At 40.1% G+C, this 13,657-nt stretch carries 14 protein-coding genes; 11 read left to right on the forward strand and 3 right to left on the reverse strand.

Features of this window, described 5'->3' with window-relative positions:
• Positions 1-11 precede the first annotated feature (11 nt).
• From I6N90_RS20405 to I6N90_RS20435, 7 genes are all read left to right on the forward strand, one after another.
• The gene (locus tag I6N90_RS20405; protein ID WP_197937496.1) at positions 12-980 is read left to right on the forward strand and encodes a siderophore ABC transporter substrate-binding protein; all 969 of its coding nucleotides are present in this window, start codon (positions 12-14) and stop codon (positions 978-980) included.
• 143 nt (positions 981-1,123) lie between these two features.
• Positions 1,124-1,585 (forward strand): divergent PAP2 family protein, encoded by a 462-nt coding sequence (locus I6N90_RS20410; protein WP_197937497.1) that lies wholly within the window; start codon positions 1,124-1,126, stop codon positions 1,583-1,585.
• 81 nt (positions 1,586-1,666) lie between these two features.
• Positions 1,667-2,161, forward strand: a complete 495-nt coding sequence (locus I6N90_RS20415) for a glutathione peroxidase (protein WP_197937498.1) — start codon at positions 1,667-1,669, stop codon at positions 2,159-2,161.
• A gap of 256 nt (positions 2,162-2,417) precedes the next feature.
• A complete protein-coding gene (locus I6N90_RS20420) occupies positions 2,418-4,160 on the forward strand; it encodes an ABC transporter ATP-binding protein (RefSeq protein ID WP_332262485.1) in 1,743 nt (580 codons plus the stop codon).
• Positions 4,161-4,174: 14 nt separating this feature from the next.
• Entirely contained in the window at positions 4,175-5,956 is a 1,782-nt protein-coding gene (locus I6N90_RS20425; RefSeq protein WP_197937499.1) for an ABC transporter ATP-binding protein, read from the forward strand.
• Between the two features lie 146 nt (positions 5,957-6,102).
• On the forward strand, positions 6,103-6,381 hold the full coding sequence (locus tag I6N90_RS20430) for a hypothetical protein (RefSeq protein ID WP_197937500.1): 279 nt from the start codon (positions 6,103-6,105) through the stop codon (positions 6,379-6,381).
• A 56-nt stretch (positions 6,382-6,437) separates the two neighbouring features.
• Positions 6,438-7,310 carry a YitT family protein gene (locus I6N90_RS20435; protein WP_197937501.1) on the forward strand — a complete coding sequence of 291 codons (873 nt, stop codon included), beginning with the start codon at positions 6,438-6,440 and terminating at the stop codon, positions 7,308-7,310.
• 98 nt (positions 7,311-7,408) lie between these two features.
• On the opposite strand, the gene I6N90_RS20440 is transcribed toward I6N90_RS20435, so the two are convergent.
• Complete coding sequence (locus I6N90_RS20440) at positions 7,409-8,608, reverse strand: SLC45 family MFS transporter (RefSeq protein WP_197937502.1); 1,200 nt, start codon at positions 8,606-8,608, stop codon at positions 7,409-7,411.
• Positions 8,605-9,351, reverse strand: coding sequence for a glycerophosphodiester phosphodiesterase (locus I6N90_RS20445; protein WP_197937503.1), 747 nt, complete (start codon positions 9,349-9,351; stop codon positions 8,605-8,607). The genes I6N90_RS20440 and I6N90_RS20445 overlap by 4 nt, the downstream gene beginning before the upstream one ends.
• Before the next feature lie 189 nt (positions 9,352-9,540).
• Between I6N90_RS20445 and I6N90_RS20450 the strand changes: the two genes are divergently transcribed.
• The 3 genes from I6N90_RS20450 (at position 9,541) to I6N90_RS20460 (ending at position 11,402) form a co-directional block, all read left to right on the forward strand.
• Positions 9,541-9,873: a metal-sensitive transcriptional regulator gene (locus tag I6N90_RS20450; protein WP_197937504.1), complete on the forward strand. Its 333-nt coding sequence runs from the start codon at positions 9,541-9,543 to the stop codon at positions 9,871-9,873.
• A gap of 17 nt (positions 9,874-9,890) precedes the next feature.
• Entirely contained in the window at positions 9,891-10,091 is a 201-nt protein-coding gene (locus I6N90_RS20455) for a copper ion binding protein (protein ID WP_197937505.1), read from the forward strand.
• A gap of 444 nt (positions 10,092-10,535) precedes the next feature.
• Entirely contained in the window at positions 10,536-11,402 is an 867-nt protein-coding gene (locus I6N90_RS20460) for a DUF421 domain-containing protein (protein ID WP_197937506.1), read from the forward strand.
• A gap of 82 nt (positions 11,403-11,484) precedes the next feature.
• On the opposite strand, the gene I6N90_RS20465 is transcribed toward I6N90_RS20460, so the two are convergent.
• The gene (locus I6N90_RS20465; RefSeq protein ID WP_197937507.1) at positions 11,485-12,213 is read right to left on the reverse strand and encodes a hypothetical protein; all 729 of its coding nucleotides are present in this window, start codon (positions 12,211-12,213) and stop codon (positions 11,485-11,487) included.
• Positions 12,214-12,578: 365 nt separating this feature from the next.
• Between I6N90_RS20465 and coxB the strand changes: the two genes are divergently transcribed.
• Positions 12,579-13,634: a cytochrome c oxidase subunit II gene (gene coxB / locus I6N90_RS20470; RefSeq protein ID WP_197937508.1), complete on the forward strand. Its 1,056-nt coding sequence runs from the start codon at positions 12,579-12,581 to the stop codon at positions 13,632-13,634.
• Positions 13,635-13,657 lie beyond the last annotated feature (23 nt).

Here is a 13,657-nt window from a genome sequence, read left to right on the forward strand (position 1 = left end):
AGTGGTACAAAATGAAAAAGACTTTTAGTATAGCTGCAATGATCCTCGTATTTGCGATGGTGTTAGCAGCTTGTGGCGGTAATAATGCAAAAAACAGTGGAGCAGGTAATGCAACTCCGAAAGCGTCTGAAACACCTGCAGCAACAGAAGTTGTAGTTAAACATCAATTGGGCGAAACTAAAGTAAAAGTTAATCCAAGCAAAGTCGTCGTGTTTGACTTTGGTACCCTTGATACCCTTGACAAATTGGGTGTAGAAGTAGCCGCTGTTCCACAAAAGAACGTCCCTGCTTACCTTGCGAAGTATAAAGATACAAAATACATCAATGCTGGCGGTTTGAAAGAACCAGATTTCGAAACAATCGATGGCATCTCCCCAGAACTTATCATTATATCTGGTCGCCAATCCGCTCATTATGACGCTTTGAGCGAAATTGCTCCAACTATTTTTATGGGTGTGGATGATGCTAACTACATGACTTCTTTTGCTAATAACGTAAACACTTTGGCAGAGATCTTCGGTAAGCAAGCAGAGGCAAAAGTTGCACTTGCAGAAGTTGAAGCTTCCGTTAAAGCCGTTAACGAAAAAGCGACAGCTGCAGGTAAAAAAGGTTTGATCATCCTTTCAAATGAAGGCAAAATCAGCGCCTACGGTCCTGGATCACGTTTCGGTATTATCCATGATGTGCTTGGTGTAACACCAGTTGACGCAACTATTAAAATAGATTCACACGGTAATGGAGTAACATTTGAATATGTTGCTGAGAAAAACCCGGATTATCTGTTCGTAATAGACCGCAATGCAGCAATGGCTACAGAAAGTACTGCAAAGGAAACGATTGAAAATGATTTGGTGAAAAATACGAATGCGTTCAAAAACGGTAAAATCGCTTACCTTGATCCACAATATTGGTACCTTTCTGGCGGAGGTCTAGTTTCAGTTGCTGCAATGGTCGCTGAAATTGATGCTGCTATAAAATAATAAGAATCTGTAAATCCCTCTTCCAATTAGGAAGAGGGATTTTTTTGTCCAGTAAATGACTGAAAGTAGGCAGTATCCAATCGCATGTTGCTATCGTCTTCAGGGAACAATGACAGTGACATTATTACGGGAGGTTATTACCGATGTTCAACCGAGGACTTCTGACTGCGCTCACTGCTATTGGTGCAGCACAGCTATTAAAGCTGCCTGTTAAATATTTGACCACGGGGCAATGGGATATGAAAAAAATTGCAGGCACAGGCGGCATGCCAAGCTCACATTCAAGTGGGGTTACAGCATTAGCTGTATTTACTGGAAGAAAATATGGCATGAGTTCGCCTGAATTCGCAATCGCTTCTATGCTAGGTCTTGTTGTTATGTATGATGCGATGAATATAAGACGACATGCAGGGGAAATTGCTATTCAAGTTAATGATCTTGATTTAGATGTAGAAAAGCTCACAGGTCATCATCCTGACATCGATCACAAGCGCCGTAAAGAAAAACTGAAGGAAACACTTGGCCATCATCCAAAAGAAGTTTTCGTAGGTGCATTACTTGGTGCACTGATTGGTGTCCTTGGAGCAGAAGCCTCAAAGCGCTAACATAGCGATAAAAGGATTGACTATCAAAATTTAATTGTATACAATTTAATTAAATGATAGATAATCTGGAGGCGGATATGAATGTCTATATACAATATTGAAGTGAAAACGATACGTGGAGAAGAGCAAACGCTCGCCCCTTACCGCGATCAAGTCATGTTAATTGTTAATACAGCAACGGGTTGCGGTTTTGCACCACAATTTAAAGGTCTGCAAAAACTGCATGATGACTATAAGGAACAAGGTTTTGCTGTTCTTGGGTTTCCTTGTGCACAATTCGGTAATCAGGAAAAGGGTAGTGACAGCGAAGTAGCAGAAGCATGTGAACTAAACTTTGGCGTATCTTTCCCTCTTTATTCAAAAATTAATGTAAATGGCAGTGACGCTCACCCACTATTCAAATTATTGACGAATGAGGCACGTGGTGTGTTAGGTTCAAAGTCGATAAAATGGAATTTTACGAAGTTTCTTGTGGATCGTAATGGAAATATAGTGAAACGGTACGGATCAACGGAAGAACCTAGTCGAATTGAAGATGATATCGTTAAACTTATTGAAACTCCAGAAAAAGCATAAGCAATAGACTCGTTGGACTCTGAGGCGATACTTCGCCTAGGAGTCTTTTTTTGTTTTTTGCTACCATAGGAATGTATGTTCGGTTATAATGAGGTATTGTGATCACAATTTCGAACCATGCTATATGTTGTCGAAGTCATTTAATCGTCGTCTCACCTTAAAAATAACTACTTTAGTATCCAACTGTTTTACTATTGAACGTTTTTGTCATTAGCGTTAATATTATCTAATCTACTTTGTGAAAAGGGGTGACAGGGTGAAATTTATTGAACGTTTGAGTTGGTTTTTTAAGGATAGATGGCTTAGTTATACGATTGCAATTAGCTTGATGACGATAGTAAGCTTATTGTCCTCTATACCACCGAAGCTTATAGGTGATACAGTCGATCAAATAAGATTAGGACAGTTAACAGGCGATGAGTTAAGAGATACGGTATTATTGCTGATCGGCCTTTCATTATTGTTATATGTACTCGTTTACTTCTGGATAACGACATTGTTCGGTAATTCTGCCCTAATTGAGAAAGTACTCAGAGGTCGTTTGCTTGCTCAGTTAACACGGATGAAGCCATCCTTTTTTCAACGAAACAGTACTGGTCAACTGATGGCACTTGCTACAAATGATGTATTAGCAATTGGACAAACGGCTGGTTACGGCGTTATGACCCTTGTAAATACGGTCGTGGGTGCTTCTGTTGTCATTGTTATGATGACTTTTTTTGTTAGCTTCAAACTTATGATTGTTGCTTTGATTCCATTACCATTGCTTGCATTTGCTATCAGTAAATTAGGCGGAAAAATACGTATACGCTTTATGGCGGCACAAGCATCATTTGGCAAAATGAATGACCATGCGCTGGAATCAATATCAGGAATTCGTGTCATTCGTTCATATGTTCAAGAGAACCATGATTTAGCTGCTTTTGATAAAGTAACAGCGGATGTAATGGACAAAAACAAAAAAGTATCACTGTTAAATGCAATGTTCCATCCACTTATTTCTATTATCGTAGGGATCAGTTATGCCATAAGTCTTGGGTATGGTTCCTATCTTGTTTTTCAGAAAGAAATTATGATCGGGCAGTTGATCACATTTAATATCTATTTAGGTATGCTTATTTGGCCAATGATCGCATTTGGTGAGTTTATTAACGTTCTTCAGCGGGGAACTGCTTCGGCAGATCGATTGGCAGAAGCGTTTGCTGAACAGTCCGATGTAAAAGACCCAGAGCACCCTGTAAATGTTGATTTTCCAACGAGCATCGAACTTAAACATTTCGGATTTACATATCCGACTGCTAATGCGGCAAGTTTAACAGATGTTAGCTTCCGTTTGGAACGTGGTCAAACGCTCGGTATTGTAGGAAGAACTGGTAGTGGTAAAAGTACGTTGCTCAAACAGTTGCTAAGGCAGTATCCTGTACAGTCGAATGAACTATTCCTTTCTGAGACACCTATTGAACAAATTTCTCTTGATGTGGTCAAAAGATGGGTAGCGTATGTACCTCAAGAGCATCTCCTACTATCGAAATCAATTCGTGACAATATCGCGCTTGGCAAACCGAATGCATCCCCTGAAGAAATTGCAAAGGCAATCGAAATGGCTTCTTTTACATCAGACATTGCGGGTATGCCGGAAGGTTTGGATACGATTGTTGGGGAAAATGGTGTTATGTTGTCTGGTGGTCAGAAGCAACGTCTTGCTATTGCAAGAGCACTGCTCATCGACTCTGAAATATTGCTTTTAGACGATTCGTTATCAGCAGTTGATGCACGTACGGAAAGTCGGATTTTACATCATATTCGATTGGAACGCGCAGGGAAAACAACATTGATCAGTACACATCGTCTTTCTGCTGTAAGCCATTCTGATTGGATTATTGTACTTAATGATGGACGTGTTATTGAAGAAGGTACACATGAACAGCTTATTTTGTTCGGAGGTTGGTACAAGGAGCAATGGGATCGACAGCAGATGGAAGCGAGTCTGGAAGAATGAGGAGGCGGCAATCTATGTCATCACATACGTCATCGCAAAGATCACAATCTACAGCAAGGCGTTTGATCGGATACGCGATGGTATACAAATATCGAATCGCTTTAGCGCTTCTTATTCTGTGCAGCGCAGTTGGCGCAGAACTCGCCGGTCCTTTCATCGTAAAGACGATTATTGATAATCATCTTACTGGATTAAAAGGTAATATGACTTCTGTTTTTTGGCTGCTTGCCTTATATGTTGGATTATTGCTTATTTCTGGGCTATTCCATTTTCTTCAAGCGTATATCTTGCAGAGCACAGCGTTACAAATCATTAAAAATATGCGCATGGATCTTATGAGGCATATCGGTCGAATTCCTTTGAGATACTTCGATAATACGCCAATAGGTCAAATTGTTTCGCGAATTGCAAATGATACGGAAGCCATCAGAGATTTGTTTATGAGTTTTATGGCGACTTTTGTCGTCAGCTTCGTACAGCTAGTCGGGATCTTTACGGCATTGTTTATTTTAGATGCAAAACTGGCGATGTTATGTTTGTTGCTGCCGCCAATTTTCGCTGTTATTATGGTCATTCATTTGAAGTATTCCAAAAAGTACATTTCCGTTATGCGGGCTAGACTTAGCGACATGAATGCGATGATTAATGAATCCATTTCGGTCATGCCGATTATTCAAGCTTTCCGTCGAGAAAAGAAAACGATGGAAGAATTTGAAGTGCTTAATGAGGATCGTTACATAAATCAAATTAAGCAATTCCGCGTATTTTCATTATCCTCGCGTAATATTGTCGGCACGATTGGCAGTCTAGTGACAGCTTTCGTCATTTGGTATTTCGGTGGAGATGCTCTAGCAGGCGGAATTATGTTTGGTGTGTTTTATGCGTTTATTGATTATTTGGGACGGATTTTCCACCCAATTATAGGTATCTTTGATCAATTGACGAATGCACAACGCGCATTTGTATCTGCGGAAAAAGTGTTTGCGATTATGGATATCGAAGGTGCAGAAGTTGAAGAAGTTTCAACTTTGAAACGTCCACAAGGAGATATTCGTTTCCAAGACATCACTTTCGCCTACAAAGAAGGTGACAATGTACTCAAAAACATTTCCTTCGAAGTACGTAAAGGAGAGACAATCGCGCTTGTTGGTCATACAGGCTCAGGTAAAAGCTCGATTATGAATCTGTTGTTAGGATTTTACGAGCCAAACAATGGTTCAATTACCATTGATGGAAGAGATATTAAGACGATGTCTAAGCAAGAGCTCCGTCAACATATGGGTATCGTATTGCAAGATCCTTATTTGTTCGCAGGGGATATTTCGTTTAATGTAAGTCTTTACAATAAAGAGATTACTGAAGAACGAGTGAAAAAAGCTTTGCAGGAAGTTGGCGCATCGAGCTTCGTTGAGGCATTGCCGAAAGGTTATAAGGAAGAAGTAGTTGAACGAGGCAGCACGTTGTCAGCAGGACAGCGACAACTTATTTCCTTCGCAAGAGCGCTAGCTTTTGACCCAGCAATTCTTATATTAGATGAAGCAACTGCAAGTATAGATAGTGAAACGGAAGGGCTCATTCAACGAGCATTGCAGGTCGTTAGTGAAGGACGAACTACATTAGTTATCGCCCATCGCCTATCCACGATAAGAGATGCTGATCAAATTCTTGTTCTTCATAAAGGAGAAATTGTCGAACGAGGCAATCATGATGCGCTAATGGCTATTGGGGGAAGGTACTTCAAAATGTATCAACTTCAGAAAGGTGAAGGAGTTACTCCAGGAGCAGCTCAAAAATGATAATGAAATGAGGTTTGGTGGGCGGTATTGCGCCATCAGACCTCTTTTTTTGTTATTTTTATAGGTAAAAGGGTGCGCTAATGGGTGTAACTTGTATATAATAAGTAGGATAAGCTTAAAAAGCGTTAGAATAGGAGTGGAACAAAATGAGTGAACAAGTAAATGAGCAAGAACTAGTTGCGTACATCGCAGAACGAACAAAGGTGGACAGCAAAAAAGTTCAGTTAGTTCTAAAGCATGAACAAACGTTTATCAATAATGCCCAAGCAGATAAAAAAGGTGAAGTTGATATTGATAGTGATGAGCTTGTAGATTATATCCTGGCCAAACGCGATGTAGGACTAAATGAGCTTCAAGTTGAAGAGATATTGGATTTGGAAATGGAATATTTGATGGACAAGGGACTAGCTGGTTACGTAGATTAATGCATCAAAAATAGATGCTAGTCGATTATTAATAAAGAGATGGAGGTGCGCCTGTTTTGGCAAATAACAAAGTACATAAGAAGCTGCCTAAGCTGGAAATTTTGAAAAGATTCATTTTTATAACGATTGGTTCGATACTGATGGGTGTGGCTCTTGAAAAATTTCTAGTTCCTTATGAAATTATCGATGGAGGTATAGCGGGTATATCTATTATGCTATCGACCTTAACTCCGGTGCCCCTCGCTGTGTATTTGTTTGTGCTCAACGTACCATTTCTTATCTTAGGGTATAAGCAACTGGGCAAAACATTTGCGATATCTACCTTTTACGGAATTGTCGTTATGTCGCTTACAACATTTGCACTTCATGATAGTGGAGCGTTTCCTGAAGATAAGCTATTAGCTGTATTGTTCGGTGGACTTATTCTAGGAGCTGGTGTTGGACTTGTTATTCGTTATGGAGGATCACTTGATGGGATAGAAATCGTATCGATTCTTGTTTCGAAGAAACTACGTACAGCTGTTGGACAAGTCATTATGGTCTTTAATTTAATTATTTTTATTATTTCAGGTTTCGTGTTCGAATGGACATCGGCGATGTATTCCATCTTCACCTATTACATAGCGATAAAAGTTATAGACATAGTCGTAGAAGGTCTCGATGAATCGAAATCCGTGACGATTATCTCGAAAGAGTATGACGAAATTTCACAAGCGATTATGGATCGTCTTGGCCGGGGCACTACTCTATTGCAAGCACGTGGTGGATATTCTGGTGATGAAACTCAAGTTATTTATTGTGTAGTATCCCGTCTTGAACTTGCAAAGCTTAAAGGGATTGTTCAATCCATCGACGAAAATGCTTTTATTGCGGTTGAACATGTATCCGATGTCATGGGTGGAAACTTTAGCAAAGAAAGTATTCATTAATGAAAACATCGTTTCATGTTAAAGTAGGATCGTAGTACTGACGAAAAGTAAAGGCACATGCCAATCGGCATGTGCCTTTACTTTTTTTAAATCAATTATTAGGCATTCAACTGTTGTTCAGCTGCACGTGGTTGAGCAAGTCCTCTATCTTTTACTCCAAGTATAAAAAATAAGGCAATAATCATGCCGCCTGTAGCAGTATAAAATAAGGAGGAGTAACCAAATCCGTCTATTAGTGCCCCCATTATTGGAGGAGAAGTTATTGCAGCTAATGACGAAGCAAAGTAATAGATTCCTGTCCTTGTTCCAATGCTACTTTCCTTACCCAATGCAATAACAAACGGATACGAGTTAATATTAATAAGTGCCCAGAAGACACCGCCAATGAGCAGCAACATACGAAGTGCAAACATAGATTCAATAAAAGTAATTAACCCAAATGTAAGGATAAGGCCAATTACACCAGTCAAAATAAGTCGTTTCTTCCCGAAGCGCTTGCCAAGCAACCCGCTTGGTATTGCTGCAGCTACAAATGCAACAGAGAAGAAAGCTAATGAAAACCCAGATTGTGCTTCAGATAAGCCAAGATGATTTTTGCCATAGAGGGTAAAGAGTGTTTCAACGCCTTGGTAAGAAAAAAACCAGAAGAAGATAGCACCAATTAAGAAGAATGTAGATCGATTCCACTCTGCTCTGAAGGAAGTTAGAGGCTGCGTTGTAGTTGGCTGATAGGAGATGGAGTCTCTTTTTTCACGAATGACCCATAACAAAATGACTAAGCAAAGTAAGGTAAGCAACGAGGTTGTCAGAAATGGGAGGGAGTTATGTTGATCATATAAGTATGAACCACCGACAAATGCAATAATTGCACCAACGCCACCCATAAAATTAATGATGCCGCTTGCTTGAGTACGCTTAAAGTTTGGCGTAATATCTGGCATTAATGCGATTACTGGCGAGCGATATATACTCATCGATAAGTTCATACATATCATAAATATGATGAGCATAAACAAACTGTTATGCCAAGGGATCAGGGCAGTGAAAAGTGCAGCGAGAGGCATACCAATTAACAAAAATGGCATCCTTTTGCCCAAAAAGCTATTGGTGCGGTCACTACGCCGCCCAATAATAGGTTGAATGACGATAGCGAAGTAGTTATCTATCGTCATCATAAACCCAATGAGTTTAATACTCGTTATATATTTCTCAAGAAAAAATGGAACAAAAGCGTTGTACAGTGACCAAGTTACGGAAATGCTGAAAAGTCCTAAACCTAGCAACCACATTTTTTTCATTCGGCCGCAGCACCTCTTTCCTCTAATAGAGTAACAAGTTGATCTGGATAATCCGTAATAATACCACTAACATTTGCTTGTAGTAACCGCTCCATCTCTGTTATTTCGTTTACGGTGAATGGATAATAAACAATGCCATGTTTGGCAGCTTCGGCAACCCACTCGGGTAATACTGCATATTTGTATGCATGCAGTGCGTCTGCCTGTATAGTAGCTGCATATTTCCACGGTTCATACAAACCTTCCATATACAAGACGCCGGTTTTGATTTCTGGAGCAAGTTGCTTACATAGTGCTAAAGAATAGTGATTAAAGCTAGAAATGATGACCTGATCGCTCATTCCGTAATTACGTACAACATCTATAACCTGTTGCTCGATACCTGGATACAAAATGATGCCATTTTTTAATTCAATGTTTATAATCAGTTCAGTCTTTTGTGTGAGTGCAAGCAATTGTTGAAGAGTGGGTACCCGTTCTTCTGAAAAGGAAGAATCAAACCAACTGCCAGCGTCTAGATCTGACAACTCATCATAGTTAGTATCTTTTACAAGCTTATTTGCACCTGCCGTCCGTGCCAACGATTCATCATGGATAAGAACAAGTTGACCATCCTTGGTCTGTTGTACATCGGTTTCAATACCAGTAGCCCCAAGCTCGATTGCTTTCTTAAAAGCAGCTAAAGTATTTTCCGGGCAATAACCACTCGCCCCGCGATGTGCAAATATAATAGGTTGATTCATGTTGTTCCATCCTCTCATGTCTTTATGGATTACTAGTTCGAACCATTATCTGGATCGTAGCATAATCAAGCCATTAATCATAGTGCAAATAGAAAAGTGGCTCCATATATAAATAAACGCCCTTTACATACCCTGTAGGGGTATGGTAAAATCAATTTGTAAACAAAATACCCCATGGAGGTATATTGCATGGATATAACGAACGAAGGTTCAGATGATAACTGCTGCCATTCCGAAGTCGGTGAACGGAAAAGTCATCATTCTGATAAGCTGAAGCAAAATTTAAGCTCTAGACTTAATCGTATTGAAGGTCAAATCAGAGGCGTCAAAGCAATGATTGAAAAAGACACGTATTGTGACGATGTCCTAACGCAAATTGCTGCTGCACAATCGGCATTAGGTAGTGTAGCCAAGCTATTACTGGAAGGCCACTTGAAGAGTTGTGTTGTAGAACGAATTCAAGCTGGAGAAGATGAAGTTATTGAAGAATTACTAGTAACTGTAAATAAATTAATGAAATAACGAGAGGAGAATGTAATATGTCTAACGTTGAATTGAATGTTGAAGGTATGAGCTGTGGTCATTGCGTTAATTCAGTAGAAAAGGCGCTTGGTGAAATCGGAGTTAGCGGTAAAGTGGATCTAGCTAATAAGAAGGTAGCTGTAGAGTACGATGAAAGTAAAGTTACAGTTGATGCAATCAAAGCGGCAATTGAAGACCAAGGTTATGACGTCGTTTAATATTAAATAAAGGTTATAGAATTGGACAGGGCTGCCCTGTCGGCAACGATAATGCGTTGCCGGCCGCGCAGCCCTTATTGTTGATTTTATATTTAACCGATCTGTTCTGGAAACGAACAGCGTATTTATCCCCTTGTAAACTGCAGACAACATGTATACTAAGTTGTGTGATCTAGTAGTATCCTAAAACAACGAAAGCCCTACCTCTCTTTCGTCCTTACGGTTCCGAGACCGCGCCAGTGTGAATCAGAATTACGTTATGAAACATGAGTTGGAATTGTCAGTCATGATATCAAAATCTGAGGGAAATATTGAATCTCACTGGGGATTATAGGGGTTAAATATAACATTCCTACTACTTTAACATATAAATGAAAAGATTGCAACAAATTACGAATGAGTTCTCACGATTTGGACATTCTAGTGTTGGAAGGGGGAGTATCAATGCCAGAATGGATACAAATTGTACTTCGAACAATGGCGGCCATTGTCATTCTATTTATTATGACGAAGGTGCTCGGCAAGCGGCAAATATCAGAGCTTTCACTTTTTGAGTACATAACCGGAATCTCAATAGGTAATATTGCTGCTTATGTTTCTCTGGATTTGGACAACCTCTGGTTTCTGGGCATTGTATCACTGATCGTATGGGTAAGTGTTTCTGTAGGTATAGAGTTGTTGACACTCAAAAGTAAGAAAATAAGAGATGTTGTTGATGGTAAGGGAACCGTCCTTATTCGGGATGGCAGATTGTTCAGAGACAAAATGAAAAAAGAAAGAATAACGTTGGACGAGTTATTGAATCAGCTTAGGAAAAAGGATGTTTATCGTGTAGCTGACGTTGAATTTGCCATCATGGAAGCTAGCGGCGAAGTAAATGTGCTTCTGAAGAAAGAGCTGCAACCAATTACTCCAGACATGTTAGGTTGGAGGATGAGTGAGGAACGAGCACCGTATTCTCTCGTAATGGATGGTCAAGTTATCGAAGAGGAACTGAAGGATTCAGGTCATAACAAAGAGTGGCTAAACCATGAACTGGGTCGGCACAATCTAAAGCTTGAAGATATTTTCTTATCTCAGCTTGATACTCAAGGTCAACTGACGTTCATGACTGTAGATGGACATAGTTATCCTAAGCAGTCTTCATCCAAGGCACAAGATAAGATACAGGGACTAACGAAACAACTCGAACAGGAATTAAAACGGTTAGAAAAATTCGCTATTAATGAATCTGATCGCAAAAAGTATCAATCGGCTATTTTTCACATAAATCAAGGAGTAGAAGCGATACGGCTGAAACCAACGGAATGAAAGCTCAAAATAATGGGTAAACAAGAAGAGGGTTCTTAATGAGAACCCTCTTCAATTATGCATATATATAGGAAGAGATTTTTTAACGGCGCATTTGTGACTCTGATGGCGTGTATCGATCGGGTTGTGTGATTGGAGATGGCATGACATTGCCGCCAGCGAAATGATACTGAACTACCGTATTAAATGAATCGATCCATGGCGTGAGTGAACGACCGCCCCAAGCTTCTTTTGCGAATTGATTAAAGTAATTGACGAACTCCATATTAGCGGAGATATGCACTTCCTTCACAGTAGGAACATGCTGGCGAATAAGTTCAGCGATTGTCTGTTTTAATTCAGGAGAAAGATTGTTGTGATCATTAACAGAGAAATAGGAATTGTAAGGGGAAACTAATACTCGTCCATTACCAGCCGACTGGCCTGTATCTGAGTTATAAACCCCACCGTTTAATCCAGTATTGTTTTGTTCCTCAGTACCACCTGATCCTTTAGTCCCGACAGCTGTCCAATCGAGCATAATGCCTACGTATGCATTTTTGTCAGTGAGCATAACGATAGCTGATGCGATTCCGTTTAATGAGCTTACTTTCTGGGACATCATCGAGCTATATTCGAAAAAACTGTTGTTATGCTGGCTGCTATCCTTCGAAAGAGTGCCATATGCTCTTGCTTTAATCGTCTTCGGATCATGGGCTTTGCGACTTCCATAGTCGGAATCACTCTGCTGAACAAGCTGTTTGTAGTTGCAACCACTGTTAGAACTAATAACGGCTGTAGCCAGCAAGAGAAAGGTCATTTGTTTCATCATTATTAGCTGACCCCCATTTCATAAATGAATACCTGTAGTGTTGGTCATGGGATAAGAAATATACGTTTTGGGCTCTATACATAATTGACCATGGGTTTGGTACACAATGAAGGGGAGAAGTATCATGGAATACGAATGCAAAGCGGCTAATCAAGAGCTGAAAAAGGGCTAAAGTACGCGTTTTTGACAGCTTTGAGAACAATTTGTGAACTCTCTGTGGAACATTGACAAAAAGAGGCTTCAACTTTATATTTAATAAAGTGATTTAAGTTGCAGGAGTTGTCAAAACATCTGTGGAACACGCAGCAAGCCGCTTGCCACGTGAAAAAAGGCAGCTGCGAAAAAGTCAAAAGTGGGGTTGATTAATGATGAATCGGTGGCAATTTTTAAAACGGCTAGCACCGCTAATGGCCATGATGGCTTTAGTACTGGCTGCTTGCGGACGGGAAGATTTATCGACGCTAAATCCTCAGGGACCAGTAGCGCAAGGGCAATTCGATCTGATGAAAACTTCGATCATAATTATGTCGATCGTAGTAGTAATCGTATTCGCACTTTCTTTTTATGTAATTATTCGTTTCCGCAGACGTTCAGGAGACAAAACGATTCCGAAACAAGTGGAAGGAAACCATAAGCTGGAGATTATCTGGACGGTTATCCCTATCATTTTGCTTGTTATTCTCGGCGTACCAACGGTACAATCGGTATTTAATTTAGCTAAAGACTACAGTAAAGATCCTGACGCCGTTAAAGTTATTGTTACATCACATCTTTATTGGTGGGAATTCGAGTATCCTGAGCTAGGTATTAAGACTGCTCAAGAGCTGGTTATTCCAACAGGCAAAACAATTTCAATCGAAGCGAAAACTGCTGATGTACTTCATTCATTCTGGGTTCCTTCATTAGCTGGTAAGATTGATACAAATCCTGCAGGTAATGAGAACAGGATGTATTTCTCTGCTCCGAAAAAGGGCGTTTACTTAGGTAAATGTGCGGAATTATGTGGACCATCTCATGGTTTGATGGACTTTAAAGTTAAATCGGTTGATCCTGCGGCATTTGATCGATGGGCAGCGGCAATTAAAGCTCCGGTAGCGCTTCCAAGTGATCCAGCACTCGCTAAGACATTCGAAGACAGATGTCTTTCTTGCCATGCTGTAGGCGATATGGGTGGACCTGCTTATCCTAACCTTACAGGTATCGGAAGCCGGGAGTCTGTAGGCGGTATACTTGTCAATGTTGAAGCTGATGATAAGAAATATGAGCATGAAGATACGATTTACAACAATCTATACAAATGGATTAAAGATCCTGAAGCATTTAAACCTGGCAACACAATGCCAGATCATAAAGATTTAACCGAAGCCGAACTAAAAGGCATTGCTGAATATTTGGCTGGGCTAAAGCTGGACTACGAATAAAACTATCATCAGTGATTGAAGGA

The organism is Paenibacillus sp. GSMTC-2017, from assembly GCF_016019935.1.
GTDB lineage: Bacteria > Bacillota > Bacilli > Paenibacillales > Paenibacillaceae > Pristimantibacillus.

Bases quoted from the DNA above. Each gene is read 5' to 3' on its own strand.
- I6N90_RS20405 (WP_197937496.1), top strand. From the start codon at position 12: ATGAAAAAGACTTTTAGTATAGCTGCAATGATCCTCGTATTTGCGATG.
- I6N90_RS20410 (WP_197937497.1), top strand. From the start codon at position 1,124: ATGTTCAACCGAGGACTTCTGACTGCGCTCACTGCTATTGGTGCAGCA.
- I6N90_RS20415 (WP_197937498.1), top strand. From the start codon at position 1,667: ATGTCTATATACAATATTGAAGTGAAAACGATACGTGGAGAAGAGCAA.
- I6N90_RS20425 (WP_197937499.1), top strand. From the start codon at position 4,175: ATGTCATCACATACGTCATCGCAAAGATCACAATCTACAGCAAGGCGT.
- I6N90_RS20430 (WP_197937500.1), top strand. From the start codon at position 6,103: ATGAGTGAACAAGTAAATGAGCAAGAACTAGTTGCGTACATCGCAGAA.
- I6N90_RS20440 (WP_197937502.1), bottom strand. From the start codon at position 8,608: ATGAAAAAAATGTGGTTGCTAGGTTTAGGACTTTTCAGCATTTCCGTA.
- I6N90_RS20445 (WP_197937503.1), bottom strand. From the start codon at position 9,351: ATGAATCAACCTATTATATTTGCACATCGCGGGGCGAGTGGTTATTGC.
- I6N90_RS20450 (WP_197937504.1), top strand. From the start codon at position 9,541: ATGGATATAACGAACGAAGGTTCAGATGATAACTGCTGCCATTCCGAA.
- I6N90_RS20455 (WP_197937505.1), top strand. From the start codon at position 9,891: ATGTCTAACGTTGAATTGAATGTTGAAGGTATGAGCTGTGGTCATTGC.
- I6N90_RS20460 (WP_197937506.1), top strand. From the start codon at position 10,536: ATGCCAGAATGGATACAAATTGTACTTCGAACAATGGCGGCCATTGTC.
- I6N90_RS20465 (WP_197937507.1), bottom strand. From the start codon at position 12,213: ATGATGAAACAAATGACCTTTCTCTTGCTGGCTACAGCCGTTATTAGT.
- coxB (WP_197937508.1), top strand. From the start codon at position 12,579: ATGATGAATCGGTGGCAATTTTTAAAACGGCTAGCACCGCTAATGGCC.